The sequence below is a fragment of the Pseudomonas algeriensis genome, assembly GCF_048847255.1.
GTDB lineage: Bacteria > Pseudomonadota > Gammaproteobacteria > Pseudomonadales > Pseudomonadaceae > Aquipseudomonas.
Genome location: NZ_JBKKRK010000008.1, coordinates 143,053 through 159,411 on the forward strand (window position 1 = coordinate 143,053; position 16,359 = coordinate 159,411).

At 57.4% G+C, this 16,359-nt stretch carries 17 protein-coding genes; 16 read left to right on the top strand and 1 reads right to left on the bottom strand.

The window, feature by feature from the left end:
* Nucleotides 1–9: 9 nt before the first annotated feature.
* Nucleotides 10–1,536, bottom strand: coding sequence for a chromosomal replication initiator protein DnaA (gene dnaA / locus ACLK1G_RS14490; protein WP_420766048.1), 1,527 nt, complete (start codon nucleotides 1,534–1,536; stop codon nucleotides 10–12).
* Nucleotides 1,537–2,104: 568 nt separating this feature from the next.
* Between dnaA and rpmH the strand changes: the two genes are divergently transcribed.
* The 16 genes from rpmH to atpG all read left to right on the top strand — a co-directional run bounded on the left by rpmH (nucleotide 2,105) and on the right by atpG (nucleotide 16,333).
* On the top strand, nucleotides 2,105–2,239 hold the full coding sequence (gene rpmH, locus ACLK1G_RS14495; protein WP_003213577.1) for a 50S ribosomal protein L34: 135 nt from the start codon (nucleotides 2,105–2,107) through the stop codon (nucleotides 2,237–2,239).
* A gap of 16 nt (nucleotides 2,240–2,255) precedes the next feature.
* Nucleotides 2,256–2,657: a ribonuclease P protein component gene (rnpA, locus tag ACLK1G_RS14500; RefSeq protein ID WP_420766123.1), complete on the top strand. Its 402-nt coding sequence runs from the start codon at nucleotides 2,256–2,258 to the stop codon at nucleotides 2,655–2,657.
* A complete protein-coding gene (gene yidD, locus ACLK1G_RS14505) occupies nucleotides 2,650–2,895 on the top strand; it encodes a membrane protein insertion efficiency factor YidD (RefSeq protein ID WP_010465488.1) in 246 nt (81 codons plus the stop codon). The genes rnpA and yidD overlap by 8 nt, the downstream gene beginning before the upstream one ends.
* 2 nt (nucleotides 2,896–2,897) lie before the next feature.
* The gene (gene yidC / locus ACLK1G_RS14510; RefSeq protein WP_420766049.1) at nucleotides 2,898–4,580 is read left to right on the top strand and encodes a membrane protein insertase YidC; all 1,683 of its coding nucleotides are present in this window, start codon (nucleotides 2,898–2,900) and stop codon (nucleotides 4,578–4,580) included.
* Nucleotides 4,581–4,659: 79 nt separating this feature from the next.
* Nucleotides 4,660–6,030, top strand: coding sequence for a tRNA uridine-5-carboxymethylaminomethyl(34) synthesis GTPase MnmE (gene mnmE / locus ACLK1G_RS14515; RefSeq protein ID WP_420766050.1), 1,371 nt, complete (start codon nucleotides 4,660–4,662; stop codon nucleotides 6,028–6,030).
* Between the two features lie 678 nt (nucleotides 6,031–6,708).
* A complete protein-coding gene (mnmG, locus tag ACLK1G_RS14520) occupies nucleotides 6,709–8,607 on the top strand; it encodes a tRNA uridine-5-carboxymethylaminomethyl(34) synthesis enzyme MnmG (RefSeq protein ID WP_420766051.1) in 1,899 nt (632 codons plus the stop codon).
* A gap of 5 nt (nucleotides 8,608–8,612) precedes the next feature.
* A complete protein-coding gene (rsmG, locus tag ACLK1G_RS14525) occupies nucleotides 8,613–9,248 on the top strand; it encodes a 16S rRNA (guanine(527)-N(7))-methyltransferase RsmG (protein ID WP_420766124.1) in 636 nt (211 codons plus the stop codon).
* Nucleotides 9,249–9,266: 18 nt separating this feature from the next.
* The gene (locus tag ACLK1G_RS14530) at nucleotides 9,267–10,064 is read left to right on the top strand and encodes a ParA family protein (protein ID WP_186633322.1); all 798 of its coding nucleotides are present in this window, start codon (nucleotides 9,267–9,269) and stop codon (nucleotides 10,062–10,064) included.
* A gap of 9 nt (nucleotides 10,065–10,073) precedes the next feature.
* Complete coding sequence (locus tag ACLK1G_RS14535) at nucleotides 10,074–10,946, top strand: ParB/RepB/Spo0J family partition protein (RefSeq protein ID WP_420766052.1); 873 nt, start codon at nucleotides 10,074–10,076, stop codon at nucleotides 10,944–10,946.
* 148 nt (nucleotides 10,947–11,094) lie between these two features.
* Nucleotides 11,095–11,502 (top strand): F0F1 ATP synthase subunit I, encoded by a 408-nt coding sequence (locus ACLK1G_RS14540; RefSeq protein WP_039593179.1) that lies wholly within the window; start codon nucleotides 11,095–11,097, stop codon nucleotides 11,500–11,502.
* 16 nt (nucleotides 11,503–11,518) lie between these two features.
* Nucleotides 11,519–12,388: a F0F1 ATP synthase subunit A gene (atpB, locus tag ACLK1G_RS14545; RefSeq protein ID WP_305497744.1), complete on the top strand. Its 870-nt coding sequence runs from the start codon at nucleotides 11,519–11,521 to the stop codon at nucleotides 12,386–12,388.
* A gap of 132 nt (nucleotides 12,389–12,520) precedes the next feature.
* Nucleotides 12,521–12,778, top strand: coding sequence for a F0F1 ATP synthase subunit C (gene atpE, locus ACLK1G_RS14550; protein WP_003097235.1), 258 nt, complete (start codon nucleotides 12,521–12,523; stop codon nucleotides 12,776–12,778).
* A 58-nt stretch (nucleotides 12,779–12,836) separates the two neighbouring features.
* Nucleotides 12,837–13,307 carry a F0F1 ATP synthase subunit B gene (locus ACLK1G_RS14555; RefSeq protein WP_030139033.1) on the top strand — a complete coding sequence of 157 codons (471 nt, stop codon included), beginning with the start codon at nucleotides 12,837–12,839 and terminating at the stop codon, nucleotides 13,305–13,307.
* Nucleotides 13,308–13,319: 12 nt separating this feature from the next.
* Nucleotides 13,320–13,856, top strand: coding sequence for a F0F1 ATP synthase subunit delta (locus ACLK1G_RS14560; protein ID WP_003187192.1), 537 nt, complete (start codon nucleotides 13,320–13,322; stop codon nucleotides 13,854–13,856).
* Nucleotides 13,857–13,877: 21 nt separating this feature from the next.
* Complete coding sequence (gene atpA / locus ACLK1G_RS14565; RefSeq protein ID WP_024777788.1) at nucleotides 13,878–15,422, top strand: F0F1 ATP synthase subunit alpha; 1,545 nt, start codon at nucleotides 13,878–13,880, stop codon at nucleotides 15,420–15,422.
* A 50-nt stretch (nucleotides 15,423–15,472) separates the two neighbouring features.
* A complete protein-coding gene (gene atpG / locus ACLK1G_RS14570; protein ID WP_072397487.1) occupies nucleotides 15,473–16,333 on the top strand; it encodes a F0F1 ATP synthase subunit gamma in 861 nt (286 codons plus the stop codon).
* Nucleotides 16,334–16,359 lie beyond the last annotated feature (26 nt).

Sequence of the window (16,359 nt, forward strand, 5' to 3'; positions counted from 1 at the left end):
TGGTGGTCATCAAGTGGTCAATGTACGCAGCAGGTTCTTGTAGTCCTCGCGGATGTCCGCGTCGGATTCCTTAAGTTCGTTGATCTTGCGGCAGGCGTGCAGCACCGTGGTGTGATCGCGTCCACCAAACACGTCGCCGATTTCCGGCAGGCTGTGGTTGGTCAGTTCCTTGGACAAGGCCATGGCCACCTGTCGCGGTCGAGCCACCGAACGTGAACGACGTTTCGAAAGCAGGTCGGAAATCTTGATTTTGTAGTATTCAGCAACGGTACGCTGAATGTTATCCACAGACACAAGTTTGTCCTGAAGCGCCAGCAGGTCCTTCAACGACTCGCGGATCAGCTCGATGGTGATATCCCGGCCCATGAAATGGGAATGGGCAATCACCCGCTTGAGGGCACCTTCAAGCTCACGCACGTTCGAGCGAATACGCTGGGCGATGAAGAACGCGGCGTCATGAGGAAGCTCGACCTTGGCCTGATCGGCTTTCTTCATCAGGATCGCGACCCGGGTTTCCAGCTCAGGCGGCTCGACGGCCACCGTCAGGCCCCAACCGAAACGCGACTTGAGGCGTTCCTCAAGGCCTTCGATCTCTTTCGGGTAGCGGTCGCTGGTGAGAATGACTTGCTGCCCGCCTTCAAGCAATGCGTTGAAGGTGTGGAAGAACTCTTCCTGTGAACGTTCCTTGCGGGCGAAGAATTGAATGTCGTCGATCAGCAAGGCGTCGACCGAACGGTAGAAACGCTTGAACTCGTTGATAGCATTGAGCTGCAACGCCTTGACCATATCGGCCACGAAACGCTCGGAATGCAGGTACACAACCTTGGCGTTCGGGTTCTTCTTTAATAGATGGTTGCCCACCGCATGCATCAAGTGGGTCTTACCCAGGCCGACGCCGCCATAAAGAAAGAGCGGGTTGTAGCCGTGCTTGGGGTTATCCGCCACCTGCCAGGCCGCGGCGCGAGCCAATTGGTTGGATTTACCTTCAACGAAATTCTCGAAGGTAAAGGTCCGGTTCAGATAGCTGGTGTGCTTGAGCGCGCCTTCGACCTGGACGGTGCGTTGTTCGGTACGCACCGGCGCCTGCTGGGAGCTCGCCCCGGCCATCGGGTCGAAGCTGTCCCGGGAAGGCTCTTCACTGACCTCGGCGACTTTTTGTGCATTGCGCTTGCTCGGGGCTGGCGCGGGCGCCGGGGCGGCATGGTTGTTGACCGGTACCGGCGCAGCCTGCTGGGCCTGTGACGCAGCAGCAGCCAGCGGCGCGTTGGGCGCGGCGCGGGGGGCGGAGCTACGTTTGCTGCCTATTAACAAGGACAACGCAGGCGCCATGCCATTGCCATGCTCATCAAGCAGTTCCATGACCCGGCCCAGGTACTTTTCGTTGACCCAGTCGAGGACGAAACGGTTCGGTGCATAGACACGCAACTCGTCGCCTTCGGCTTCGACCTGTAGTGGACGGATCCAAGTGTTGAATTGTTGGGCAGGCAGCTCATCGCGCAAAAGCTCCACGCACTGCTGCCAAAGTTCCACTGACACGGACATCCCCTAAGTTGAAAGCCGGTGAGGCAAAAACAAGCGGCCATTGTAGCGAGCAGACGAGCACTTATCCACACGCAGCTTGCTCATCGACCATGATTTATCGATGCGTAAACCGAACGAAAGGCGACCGGCGGTCGGTGGATAAGCCCTGTGGATAACCGCGCCTGAGGCCGTTGCACAACTGGGGGCGAAACTCAGTGGATAACCGGCCTGTGGATAACCTGGCATTCCACACACAGCTTATCCGACAGCGCAGCACAGGCTTGCCACCGCTTTCCCGCCTAGTTGTCATTCTCTGTACATTGCGGATTACAAGGCCTTGGAGTGGTTATCCACAGCTAGGCGCCGGCCTTGCTTTTATAAGCTTTACAGAAAAGCTTTAAATACTTTCCTTCTTTATTTCTATATCTAGCGTTGTGTGACGAAACCACCGAAAAGCGCCTGGTCATCTATTTAAAGGAAACGCTGGTTGGAAATTGACCTAGAGGCTTGCTTTCTCTAGAATCCCCGGTCTCTTAAAACGGGGGCCATTCCGGCCCGTTGTGGACGAACCAGGTAACACGACATGAAACGTACTTTCCAACCAAGCACTATCAAACGCGCTCGTACCCACGGTTTCCGTGCTCGCATGGCTACCAAGAATGGTCGTGCCGTCCTGTCGCGTCGTCGCGCCAAAGGTCGTGCGCGTCTGGCAGTTTGATAATCCGGCACTGGAGGTGAGTCAGGACTTCAGTCGGGAAAAGCGTCTGCTTACCCCCCGGCATTTCAAGGCAGTCTTTGACTCCCCTACCGGCAAGGTTCCGGGGAAAAATCTCCTGCTCCTTGCGCGCAGTAACGATCTCGATCACCCCCGACTTGGGCTGGTTATCGGGAAAAAGAGCGTTAAGCTCTCCGTTCAGCGCAATCGCCTCAAGCGTTTGATGCGCGAATCGTTTCGCCTGAATCAGGATTCACTGGTGGGGTGGGACATTGTGATCGTTGCGCGCAAAGGTTTGGGTGACGTAGAAAACCCCGAATTGATTCAGCATTTCGGCAAGCTCTGGAAACGTCTGGCCCGTAACAAGCCAGCACCAGCAGCCAACACCGAAACTGTAGGGGTAGACAGTACCGATGCGTAAGCTGGCACTCGTTCCGATCCAGTTTTATCGCTACGCCATTAGTCCCCTGATGGCCAGCCACTGTCGTTTCTACCCCAGTTGTTCTTGCTACGCGTATGAAGCCATAGAAAATCATGGCCTTCTGCGCGGTGGCTGGCTGACCTTTCGTCGTTTAGGTCGCTGTCATCCGTGGAATCCCGGCGGTTATGACCCGGTTCCGCCTATCCCTACCTCCCGTTCTTCTTCGATGGCCGAGTAATCATGGATATCAAACGCACGATCCTGATCGTCGCCCTGGCAATCGTGTCCTACGTCATGGTCCTTAAATGGAACCAGGACTATGGCCAGGCTGCCCTGCCGACTCAGAATGTTGCAGCCAGCAATACCGCACCGAGCCTGCCGGATGCTCCAGTTGGCAACAACGCTGCCAACAATGACGACATCCCACGCGCGGCAAGCGATACCAGCGCTCCTGCCGAAGCCCCAGTGGCCGTAAGCAAAGATCTCATCCAGATCAAGACGGACGTGCTCGAGCTGGCAATCGACCCACAAGGTGGTGACGTCGCGCAGCTGAAGCTGCCGCTGTACCCACGTCGTCAGGATCATCCGGAAATTCCGTTCCAGTTGTTCGACAACGGTAACGAGCGCACCTATCTGGCCCAAAGTGGCCTGATCGGTACCAACGGTCCGGATTCGAACCCGGCCGGTCGCCCGATCTACTCTGCCGAGAAGAAGACTTATCAACTGGCTGACGGTCAGGACCAACTGGTCGTGGACCTGAAGTTCAGCAAGGACGGCGTCAACTACATCAAGCGTTTCACTGTGAAACGTGGCATGTACGACGTAACCGTCTCTTATCTGATCGACAACCAGAGCGCCCAGCCTTGGTCCGGTGCGATGTTCGCGCAACTCAAGCGTGATGCCAGCGACGATCCATCCTCCAGCACCGCCACCGGCACCGCGACTTACCTGGGCGCTGCCCTGTGGACAAGTTCGGAGCCGTACAAAAAAGTGTCCATGAAGGACATGGACAAGGCTCAGCTCAAGGAAACCGTCCAAGGTGGTTGGGTTGCCTGGCTGCAGCACTATTTTGTAACCGCGTGGATCCCGCAAAAAGGCGACAGTAACGTCGTCCAGACGCGTAAAGACAGCAAAGGCAACTTCATCATCGGTTATACCGGCCCGACATTGACTGCCGCGCCCGGTGCAAAAGCCGAAACGAGCGCCGTTCTGTATGCCGGTCCAAAAAGCCAGGCCGTGCTGAAAGAGTTGTCCCCAGGTCTGGAATTGACTGTTGACTATGGCTTCCTTTGGTTCATTGCCCAGCCAATCTTCTGGCTGCTGCAACATATCCACAGCATCGTCGGCAACTGGGGTTGGTCGATCATCTTCCTGACCATGCTGATCAAGGGGATCTTCTTCCCGCTGTCGGCTGCCAGCTACAAATCGATGGCACGGATGCGTGCAGTGGCGCCGAAACTGGCCGCCCTGAAAGAACAACATGGCGATGACCGGCAGAAAATGTCTCAGGCCATGATGGAGTTGTACAAGAAGGAGAAGATCAACCCGCTGGGTGGTTGCTTGCCGATTCTTGTACAAATGCCTGTGTTCCTCGCGCTTTACTGGGTCTTGCTGGAAAGCGTGGAGATGCGCCAGGCTCCGTTCATGCTGTGGATTACGGACCTGTCGATCAAGGATCCGTTCTTCATCCTGCCGATCATCATGGGCGCCACCATGTTCATCCAGCAGCAGCTGAACCCGACACCTCCGGACCCGATGCAGGCGAAGGTCATGAAAATGATGCCAATCATCTTCACCTTCTTCTTCCTGTGGTTCCCGGCGGGTCTTGTGCTGTACTGGGTTGTGAACAACGTGCTGTCGATCACCCAGCAGTGGTACATCACGCGTAAGATCGAAGCGGCTACGAAAAAAGCCGAGGCGTAACTTGCTCTGTGGATAACCACACAAAACGCCCCCTAGTGGGGCGTTTTGCTATCTGCCACTTTTGTCTGGATACCGGTTTATGAGCGCACCGCGTGAAACCATCGCCGCCGTTGCCACCGCTCAAGGTCGCGGCGGTGTCGGCATCGTCCGTATTTCGGGGCCGTTGGCCAGTGTCGCGGCCAACGCGATCAGCGGTCGTGAACTCAGACCGAGGTTTGCCCATTACGGCCCGTTCTTCGATTCGCAGCGGCAAGTGCTCGATGAAGGGCTGGCCTTGTATTTCCCGGGGCCTAACTCATTCACCGGTGAAGATGTGTTGGAGCTACAGGGCCACGGCGGCCCGGTTGTCCTGGACATGTTGCTCCAGCGTTGCCTCGAGCTGGGCTGTCGCCTGGCGCGGCCGGGGGAATTCAGCGAACGAGCATTTCTCAACGACAAACTCGACCTGGCCCAGGCCGAGGCCATTGCCGATCTCATCGAAGCGAGCTCCGCGCAAGCGGCACGTAATGCGTTGCGTTCGTTGCAAGGGGCATTTTCACAGCGTGTGCATAACCTCACCGAGCAACTGATCGGGCTACGCATCTACGTCGAGGCCGCAATCGATTTCCCCGAAGAGGAAATCGACTTTCTCGCCGATGGCCACGTGCTGAGCATGCTCGATAAGGTCCGCGATGAATTATCCACAGTCCTGCGTGAAGCTGGGCAGGGTGCCTTGCTCCGCGACGGGATGACAGTGGTGATTGCCGGTCGGCCGAACGCCGGCAAATCCAGTCTGCTTAACGCCTTAGCCGGTCGCGAAGCAGCGATCGTCACCGAGATTGCCGGCACTACCCGAGACATCCTGCGCGAACATATCCACATCGATGGAATGCCTCTGCACGTGGTGGACACCGCTGGTTTGCGCGACACCGATGACCAGGTCGAAAAAATTGGTGTTGAACGTGCCCTGAAGGCCATCAGTGAAGCCGACCGTGTATTGCTGGTGGTGGACGCGACTGCGCCGGAAGCGGACGATCCCTTTGCCTTGTGGCCTGAGTTCCTCCAAGTTCGCCCGGATCCAGCGAAAGTCACGCTGATTCGTAACAAGGCTGACCTGACCGGGGAGGCGATTGCCCTCGAAGTCAGCGACGACGGCCACGTGACCATCAGCCTAAGCGCGAAATCAGCGGGCGAGGGGCTGGAATTGCTGCGCGACCATCTCAAGGCTTGCATGGGTTATGAACAGACCTCGGAGAGCAGCTTCAGCGCCAGGCGCAGACACCTCGAAGCACTGCGCCACGCCAGCGCGGCCTTGGAGCACGGCCGCGCACAATTGACCTTGGCGGGGGCAGGAGAACTGCTGGCAGAAGATCTTCGCCAGGCTCAACAGTTCCTCGGGGAAATTACCGGCGCCTTCAGCTCTGATGATCTGTTGGGGCGGATCTTTTCCAGCTTCTGCATCGGTAAATAACCCCGCCGGGGCTGTCGACAAACCCGTGGCGAGGGAGCTTGCTCCCGTTCGGCTGCGACGCAGTCGTAAACCGGCGGGTGCGGCCACAGGCCTATCGTTTCTCGGCAACCACATCACGTCTTTGCAGCCGGGTTTGTCCTCGAAAGCCTATCGAACGCAACACAAACCCGCTGCCTCCTCTTTTTTTTGAACTGATTGCCCTTAATGGCGGCTGGCCTGTGGACGCTTCGGCGACCCTTGTCGGCTGTTTTCTGTGGATTAAGCCCTGTGAATAACTGCCACTGAGGTCGGTTGATAAGGCCCCTTCAAAACTGGATATAACCGCACCTGTGGATAAAGGCCATATTAATCCACAGGCTTACACCGGTTATCCAAGGCGCTCAGGGCTACATGGTCACAGGGTTTTGAAACTCTGTACATGCTGTAAAACAAGGGATGCAGAACGTTATCCACAGATAGGCCGGTCACTAAGAATAAACATAAAAACAAAGGTTTTATAAATTTCTTTCTTTTTTATTTTTTTAACCCCGAGTTCTCCACAGCTGGTTAAATTTTGTGCAGAGGGTTCTTTAGGAAGAGGGAAGTCCCTATACTTGCCGACCCTGGCTCGAAAACGCCCAGGAACCAAGCCAGAATCTATTTCCGAATTACCTGAATAAAGCAGGCACGAGGTGCGTGGTGGATTTCCCTTCCCGTTTTGAAGTGATCGTCATCGGCGGCGGTCATGCCGGTACCGAGGCAGCACTTGCATCAGCACGCATGGGCGCTAAAACCCTGCTGCTGACGCATAACGTGGAAACCCTCGGTGCCATGAGCTGCAACCCCGCCATTGGTGGCATCGGCAAGAGCCACCTGGTCAAGGAAATCGACGCCCTTGGCGGTGCGATGGCCATGGCCACGGATAAAGGGGGCATTCAGTTTCGCGTGTTGAACAGCCGCAAGGGCCCAGCCGTGCGCGCCACCCGCGCCCAGGCCGATCGAGTCCTGTACAAGGCCGCTGTCCGTGAAATCCTGGAAAACCAGCCGAACCTGTGGATATTTCAACAAGCAGCCGATGACCTGATCGTCGAGCAGGACCAGGTACGCGGTGTCGTCACGCAAATGGGTCTGCGTTTCTTCGCCGATTCCGTGGTGTTGACCACCGGGACCTTCCTCGGCGGACTTATCCACATCGGTTTGCAGAATTTTTCCGGCGGTCGCGCTGGTGATCCTCCATCGATCGCCCTGGCCCAGCGCCTGCGTGAACTGCCGCTGCGTGTTGGTCGGTTGAAAACCGGTACACCACCGCGTATCGACGGCAAGTCGGTGGATTTCTCGGTGATGACCGAGCAACCTGGCGATACTCCGATCCCGGTGATGTCGTTCATGGGCAACAAGGAACAGCATCCACGGCAAGTCAGTTGCTGGATCACCCATACCAACGCCCGCACCCACGAAATCATCGCGGCGAACCTCGATCGTTCGCCGATGTATTCCGCCGCTGGTGAAATCGAAGGTGTCGGCCCCCGCTATTGCCCGTCGATCGAAGACAAGATCCATCGTTTTGCCGACAAGGAAAGCCATCAGGTGTTCATCGAACCGGAAGGTTTGACCACCCATGAGCTGTATCCGAACGGGATATCCACAAGTCTGCCGTTCGACGTGCAATTGCAGATCGTGCAATCGATCCGTGGCATGGAGAACGCGCACATCGTGCGTCCGGGTTATGCGATCGAGTACGACTACTTCGATCCGCGCGATCTGAAGTACAGCCTGGAAACCAAAGTTATCGGCGGTCTGTTCTTCGCTGGACAGATCAACGGCACCACCGGCTACGAAGAAGCGGGTGCCCAGGGTTTGCTCGCCGGAGCCAACGCCGCACTGCTCGCCAAGGGTAAGGAAGCCTGGTGCCCGCGCCGTGATGAGGCGTACATCGGTGTTCTGGTGGACGACCTGATTACCCTGGGTACTCAGGAACCGTATCGGATGTTCACCTCCCGCGCCGAATATCGCCTGATCCTGCGTGAAGACAACGCCGATCTGCGTCTGACCGAAAAAGGGCGTGAACTGGGCTTGGTGGATGACGTGCGTTGGGCCGCGTTCTGCAAGAAGCGCGAAAGTATCGAGCTGGAAGAGCAGCGCCTGAAAAGTACCTGGGTTCGCCCGGGCACCGAACAGGGCGATGCGATTGCAGCTCGATTCGGTACCCCGTTGACCCACGAATACAACCTGCTCAACTTGTTGAGCCGTCCGGAAATCGATTACGCCGGGCTGGTGGACGTGACCGGTCAAGGTGCGGAGGATCCGCAAGTCGCCGAACAGGTCGAAATCAAGACCAAATACGCCGGTTACATCGACCGCCAGCAGGATGAAATCGCTCGCTTGCGCGCCAGCGAAGACACCAAATTGCCTGTGGATATCGATTACACCGGCATCTCCGGATTGTCGAAAGAGATCCAGAGCAAACTCGGTGCGACGCGGCCAGAGACCCTGGGCCAGGCCTCGCGCATTCCCGGCGTCACGCCGGCGGCCATTTCACTGTTGATGATTCATTTGAAAAAACGCGGCGCGGGCCGCCAGTTGGAGCAGAGCGCTTGAGTTCGATGGTCACCTCGCAACACGCTGAAGAGTTATCCACAGGTGCCCGCCAGCTCGGCGTGAGCCTGAGCGAAGCCCAGCATGCGCAACTGCTAGGCTATCTGGCGCTGCTGATCAAGTGGAACAAGGCCTACAACCTGACTGCGGTACGCGATCCCGACGAGATGGTTTCGCGACATCTGCTCGACAGTTTGAGTGTGATGTCCTTCGTCGAGAACGGTCGGTGGCTGGACGTTGGCAGTGGCGGTGGCATGCCGGGCATCCCGCTGGCGATCCTGTTTCCGGATTCTCAAGTGACCTGCCTGGACAGCAACGGCAAGAAAACCCGCTTCCTGACCCAGGTCAAACTCGAACTCAAACTGGATAACCTCCAGGTTATCCACAGCCGCGTCGAAGCTTTCCAGCCTGAAAAGCCTTTCAACGGAATCATCTCCAGGGCTTTCAGCAGCATGGAGAACTTCAGCAACTGGACGCGCCACCTTGGCAACGCCAATACGCGCTGGCTGGCAATGAAGGGCGTTCATCCGGCCGATGAGCTGGTAGCATTGCCGGCAGACTTCCACCTCGATAGCGAACACGCCTTGGCCGTACCCGGTTGCCAAGGCCAACGCCATCTGCTGATACTGCGCCGCACGGCATGATTGGGAACACACGCAAGAATGGCTAAGGTATTCGCAATAGCGAACCAGAAAGGTGGTGTGGGCAAGACCACCACCTGCATCAACCTCGCAGCATCCCTGGTCGCCACCAAGCGCCGGGTGCTGTTGATCGACCTCGATCCACAGGGCAACGCCACCATGGGTAGCGGTGTGGATAAACATGGCTTGGAAAACTCCATCTACGACGTCCTGATCGGCGAATGCGATCTGGGCCAGGCCATGCACTTCTCCGAACATGGCGGTTATCAACTGCTGCCGGCCAACCGCGACCTGACGGCGGCCGAAGTGGTGCTGTTGGAAATGCAGATGAAGGAAAGCCGCCTGCGCAGCGCGCTGGCGCCGGTCCGCGAGAATTACGACTACATCCTGATCGACTGCCCACCGTCGCTGTCGATGTTGACCCTCAACGCCTTGGTAGCCGCCGATGGGGTGATTATCCCCATGCAGTGCGAGTACTTCGCCCTTGAAGGGTTGAGCGACCTTGTGGATAACATCAAGCGTATCGCTGAATTGCTGAACCCGGACCTGAAGGTCGAGGGACTGTTGCGGACCATGTACGACCCGCGCCTGAGCCTGATGAACGATGTTTCTGCCCAGCTCAAGGAGCATTTCGGCGAGCAGCTCTACGATACGGTCATCCCGCGCAACATCCGTCTGGCCGAAGCGCCGAGCTACGGCATGCCGGCCCTGGCGTACGATAAACAATCGCGCGGCGCGCTGGCTTACCTGGCGCTGGCAGGCGAGATGGTTCGCCGCCAACGTCGTCAACCACGCATCGCTGCAGCCCAGCCAACTTAAGGAAGCCCCATGGCCGTCAAGAAACGAGGTCTCGGACGTGGACTGGATGCGCTGCTCAGCGGTCCGACTGTCAGTTCGCTGGAAGAGCAGGCCGTGCAGGCCGATCACCGTGAATTGCAGCATTTGCCCCTGGACCTGATCCAGCGTGGCAAATACCAGCCGCGCCGGGACATGGATCCGCAGGCGCTGGAGGAACTGGCCCAGTCGATCAAGACGCAGGGGGTGATGCAACCGATCGTGGTGCGGCCGATTGCCGATGGGCGTTTCGAGATCATCGCTGGCGAGCGCCGCTGGCGCGCCAGCCAGCAGGCCGGACAGGAAACCATTCCGGCGATGGTCCGCGATGTGCCGGACGAAACTGCAATCGCCATGGCGCTGATCGAGAACATCCAGCGCGAAGACCTCAACCCTATCGAAGAAGCCGTGGCCCTGCAGCGCTTGCAGCAGGAATTCCAGCTGACCCAGCAACAAGTCGCCGAAGCGGTGGGCAAGTCTCGCGTGACAGTGGCGAACCTGCTGCGGTTGATCGCGTTGCCAGAGGTCATCAAGACCATGTTGTCCCACGGCGACCTGGAAATGGGACATGCCCGGGCATTGCTCGGTTTGCCGGAGAATCAACAGGTTGAAGGGGCGCGACATGTTGTCGCACGCGGCCTGACCGTGCGCCAAACCGAGGCACTGGTTCGTCAATGGCTGAGCGGTAAACCTGCGCCTGTCGAAGCACCAAAACCCGATCCGGATATCGCTCGTCTTGAGCAGCGCCTGGCCGAGCGCCTGGGCTCTGCCGTGCAGATTCGCCATGGAAAGAAGGGCAAGGGTCAGCTGGTGATCGGTTATAACTCCCTCGATGAGCTGCAAGGTGTTCTTGCGCACATTCGCTGAAACAATTGCCCTTGTAGCGCGCAGTCGGAAATCACTACCTGAAGGTTGAATAGGGGCAGAACCGCCCCTATACTCTGCGCGCATTTTGTCGGCACAAATTATGCCAAGTTGTTGAATTCAGGCAGCCGACCATTGGAGAGCAAAAGCGATGGAAACACGCACGCCAAACCGCTTGCCGTTCCATCGTCTGGCAGTTTTCCCGGTGTTGATGGCCCAGTTCGTCGTTGTATTGATCGCCGCGTTGGCGCTTTGGCAATGGAAGGGAGTCGTCGCCGGATACTCGGGTCTTTGCGGAGGCCTGATAGCCTTGCTTCCCAATATTTACTTCGCTCACAGGGCATTTCGGTTTTCCGGCGCCCGAGCAGCCCAGGCTATCGTCCGGTCTTTTTATGCCGGCGAGGCGGGGAAACTGATTTTGACGGCAGTGCTGTTTGCGCTGACGTTCGCAGGTGTGAAGCCACTGGCGCCGCTGGCTGTATTCGGCGTGTTCCTGCTGACCCAGATGGTCAGTTGGTTCGCTCCCCTGCTAATGAGAACAAGACTTTCGAGACCTTAGGGCGTTTGAGGCAACCATGGCAGAAACAACCGCTTCGGGCTATATCCAGCACCACTTGCAGAACCTGACCTTCGGGCAGCTACCTAACGGCAGCTGGGGCTTTGCTCACACCGCAGCAGAAGCCAAGGAAATGGGCTTCTGGGCTTTCCACGTCGATACCCTCGGCTGGTCGGTCGCGTTGGGTCTGATCTTCGTTTTCCTTTTCCGCATGGCGGCGAAAAAAGCGACTTCCGGTCAGCCAGGTGCACTGCAGAACTTCGTTGAAGTATTGGTCGAATTCGTCGATGGCAGCGTGAAAGACAGCTTCCATGGCCGTAGCCCGGTGATCGCACCGCTGGCACTGACCATCTTCGTCTGGGTGTTCCTGATGAACGCCATCGACCTGGTACCGGTCGACTGGATTCCTCAGCTGGCCATCCTGATCTCCGGCGATGCCCATATCCCGTTCCGCGCCGTGTCGACCACCGACCCGAACGCGACCCTGGGCATGGCGTTCTCGGTTTTCGCACTGATCATTTTCTACAGCATCAAGGTCAAGGGCATCGGCGGCTTCATCGGCGAACTGACCCTGCACCCGTTCGGCAGCAAGAACATCCTTGTTCAGGCCCTGCTGATTCCGGTGAACTTCCTCCTGGAATTCGTGACCCTGATCGCCAAGCCAATCTCTCTGGCCCTGCGTCTGTTCGGCAACATGTATGCCGGCGAGCTGGTGTTCATCCTGATCGCTGTGATGTTCGGCAGCGGCCTGCTCTGGCTCAGCGGCCTGGGCGTGGTGCTGCAATGGGCGTGGGCTGTGTTCCACATCCTGATCATCACCTTGCAGGCGTTCATCTTCATGATGCTGACCATCGTCTACCTGTCGATGGCGCACGAAGAAAACCATTAAGGCCAGTCTCGACTAGTCTGATGTCCTTCCCGGTCAAACGGGAAGGGGCCCGAACGGGCTCGATGAAACGATTTGTTTTACCGCTTTAATCTAAAAAACCTAAACCATACGACGTAAAAGTCGGGAGGAAAGATGGAAACTGTAGTTGGTCTAACCGCTATCGCTGTTGCACTGTTGATCGGCCTGGGCGCACTGGGTACCGCAATTGGTTTCGGCCTGTTGGGCGGCAAGTTCCTGGAAGGCGCTGCGCGTCAGCCAGAAATGGTTCCAATGCTGCAAGTCAAAATGTTCATCGTTGCCGGTCTGCTCGACGCCGTAACCATGATCGGTGTTGGTATCGCGCTGTTCTTCACCTTTGCGAACCCGTTCGTTGGTCAGATCGCTGGCTGATTACTCGGATTTTCCGGGTAATTTGGTGTGATGGACAACGTAACTGCGAGGTGTTGGCGTGAACATTAATGCGACCCTGATTGGCCAGTCCGTTGCGTTCCTGATTTTTGTACTGTTCTGCATGAAGTTCGTATGGCCTCCGGTCATTGCGGCATTGCACGAACGTCAAAAGAAGATCGCTGATGGTCTGGACGCTGCCAGCCGAGCAGCTCGCGACCTGGAGTTGGCCCATGAGAAAGTGGGTCAGCAACTGCGCGAAGCGAAAGCTCAGGCAGCTGAAATCATCGAGCAAGCCAAGAAGCGCGGTACGCAGATTGTCGACGAAGCCCGTGAACAGGCTCGCGTCGAAGCTGACCGTGTGAAGGCTCAGGCTCAAGCCGAGATCGAACAGGAACTCAACAGTGTCAAAGACGCGCTGCGCGCCCAAGTGGGTAGCCTGGCCGTTGGCGGTGCTTCGAAGATCCTGGGTGCCACAATCGATCAAAACGCGCACGCAGAGCTGGTAAACCAACTGGCTGCTGAAATCTAAGCGAGGGCGATCATGGCAGAACTGACCACGTTGGCCCGACCTTACGCTAAGGCGGCCTTCGAGCACGCTCAGGCCCACCAGCAACTGGCCAATTGGTCAGCCATGCTCGGCCTGGCAGCAGCGGTGTCGCAAGACGACACCATGCAGCGCGTGCTCAAGGCCCCGCGACTGACGAGCGCAGAAAAGGCCGCCACGTTCATTGACGTGTGCGGCGACAAGTTCGATGCCAAGGCACAGAATTTCATCCACGTCGTTGCCGAAAACGACCGTCTCCCGCTTCTGCCGGAGATCGCCGCACTGTTCGACCTGTACAAGGCCGAGCAGGAGAAATCGGTAGACGTGGAAGTGACCAGTGCTTTTGCATTGAACCAAGAACAGCAAGACAAACTCGCCAAGGTTCTCAGTGCACGACTCAACCGGGAAGTGCGCCTGCAAGTCGAGGAAGACAAGTCCCTGATAGGGGGCGTTGTAATCCGCGCCGGCGACCTGGTTATCGATGGCTCGATTCGCGGCAAAATCGCGAAACTTGCCGAAGCATTGAAATCTTGAGTTTGAAGGGGCAGCAGAGCAATGCAGCAACTCAATCCTTCCGAAATAAGTGAAATTATCAAGGGCCGCATCGAAAAGCTCGATGTGACCTCCCAAGCCCGTAACGAAGGCACTGTCGTCAGCGTATCTGACGGCATCGTGCGGATTCACGGTCTGGCCGACGTCATGTACGGCGAGATGATCGAGTTTCCGGGCGGCGTCTACGGTATGGCCCTCAACCTGGAGCAAGACTCTGTAGGTGCCGTGGTACTGGGCGCGTACACGACTCTGGCTGAAGGCATGAGCGCCAAGTGCACCGGCCGCATCCTCGAGGTTCCTGTCGGTAAGGAACTGCTGGGTCGCGTTGTCGACGCACTGGGTAACCCTGTCGACGGCAAAGGTCCGCTGAACAACACCGAGACCGACGCGGTCGAGAAAGTTGCTCCTGGCGTGATCTGGCGTAAGTCGGTAGACCAGCCTGTACAGACTGGCTACAAGGCTGTCGATGCCATGATTCCTGTCGGCCGTGGCCAGCGTGAGCTGATCATCGGTGACCGTCAGATCGGTAAGACCGCTCTGGCGATCGACGCGATCATCAACCAGAAAAACAGCGGCATCTTCTGCGTCTACGTAGCAATCGGTCAGAAGCAATCGACCATCGCCAACGTGGTTCGCAAACTGGAAGAAAACGGTGCACTGGCCAACACCATCATCGTCGCCGCCAGCGCCTCCGAATCGGCTGCCCTTCAGTTCCTGGCACCGTACTCCGGTTGCACCATGGGCGAATACTTCCGCGACCGCGGTGAAGACGCGCTGATCGTTTATGACGATCTGTCCAAGCAAGCAGTGGCCTACCGCCAGATTTCCCTGCTGCTGCGCCGTCCACCAGGCCGTGAAGCCTACCCAGGCGACGTGTTCTATCTCCACTCCCGTCTGCTGGAGCGCGCATCCCGCGTTTCGGAAGAGTACGTAGAGAAGTTCACCAACGGCGCAGTGACTGGCAAGACCGGTTCCCTGACCGCGCTGCCGATCATCGAAACCCAGGCTGGCGACGTTTCCGCGTTCGTTCCGACCAACGTGATTTCCATCACCGACGGTCAGATCTTCCTGGAATCGGCCATGTTCAACTCGGGCATCCGTCCTGCTGTGAACGCCGGTGTTTCGGTATCCCGTGTGGGTGGTGCCGCTCAGACCAAGATCATCAAGAAGCTGTCCGGTGGTATCCGTACCGCCCTGGCCCAGTACCGTGAACTGGCGGCATTCGCCCAGTTCGCTTCTGACCTGGACGAAGCGACCCGTAAGCAACTTGAGCATGGTCAGCGCGTTACCGAGCTGATGAAGCAGAAGCAATACGCACCGATGTCGATTGCTGACATGGCGCTGTCGCTGTATGCCGCTGAGCGTGGGTTCCTGACTGACATTGAAATCGCCAAGATCGGCAGCTTCGAACAAGCGCTGATTGCTTTCTTCAACCGCGATCACGCCGATTTGATGGCCAAGATCAACGTGAAGGGTGACTTCAATGACGAAATCGACGCTGGCCTCAAAGCCGGCATCGAGAAGTTCAAGGCCACCCAAACCTGGTAAGCCGCAGCGGGAGCCGCAAGGCTCCCGCTTGCTAACCTGATAGGTGTTACATGGCAGGCGCAAAAGAGATTCGCAGTAAGATTGCGAGCATCAAAAGCACGCAAAAGATTACCAGCGCCATGGAAAAAGTGGCGGTCAGCAAAATGCGCAAGGCACAAATGCGCATGGCTGCTAGCCGTCCTTATGCGGAGCGCATCCGCCAGGTGATTGGTCATCTGGCCAACGCCAACCCGGAATACCGTCACCCGTTCATGATCGAACGCGCCATCAAGCGCGTCGGTTACGTTGTGGTGAGCAGTGACCGTGGTCTGTGCGGTGGCTTGAACACCAACCTGTTCAAGGCCCTGGTCAAGGACATGGCGGTAAACCGCGAACAAGGCGTCGAGATCGATCTGTGCGTGGTCGGTAGCAAGGGTGCGGCTTTCTTCCGCAACTTCGGCGGTAACGTCGTCGCTGCTATCAGCCACCTGGGTGAAGAACCATCGATCAATGATTTGATCGGCAGCGTCAAGGTGATGCTGGATGCTTACCTGGAAGGCCGGATCGACCGCCTGTCCGTGGTATCCAACAAGTTCATCAACACCATGACGCAACAGCCGACCGTGGAGCAGTTGATTCCACTGGTGGCGACCCCGGAACAGGAACTCAAGCACCACTGGGACTATCTCTACGAACCGGATGCCAAGGAGCTGCTCGACGGCTTGATGGTCCGCTACGTGGAGTCGCAGGTCTACCAGGCGGTGGTCGAGAACAACGCAGCTGAACAAGCGGCGCGGATGATCGCGATGAAGAACGCTACCGACAACGCCGGTGATTTGATCAGCGATTTGCAGCTGATCTACAACAAGGCGCGTCAGGCTGCGATCACCCAAGAGATCTCGGAAATCGTCGGCGGCGCTGCCGCGGTTTAACGGTTCAAATATTCAGAGGATCCAGC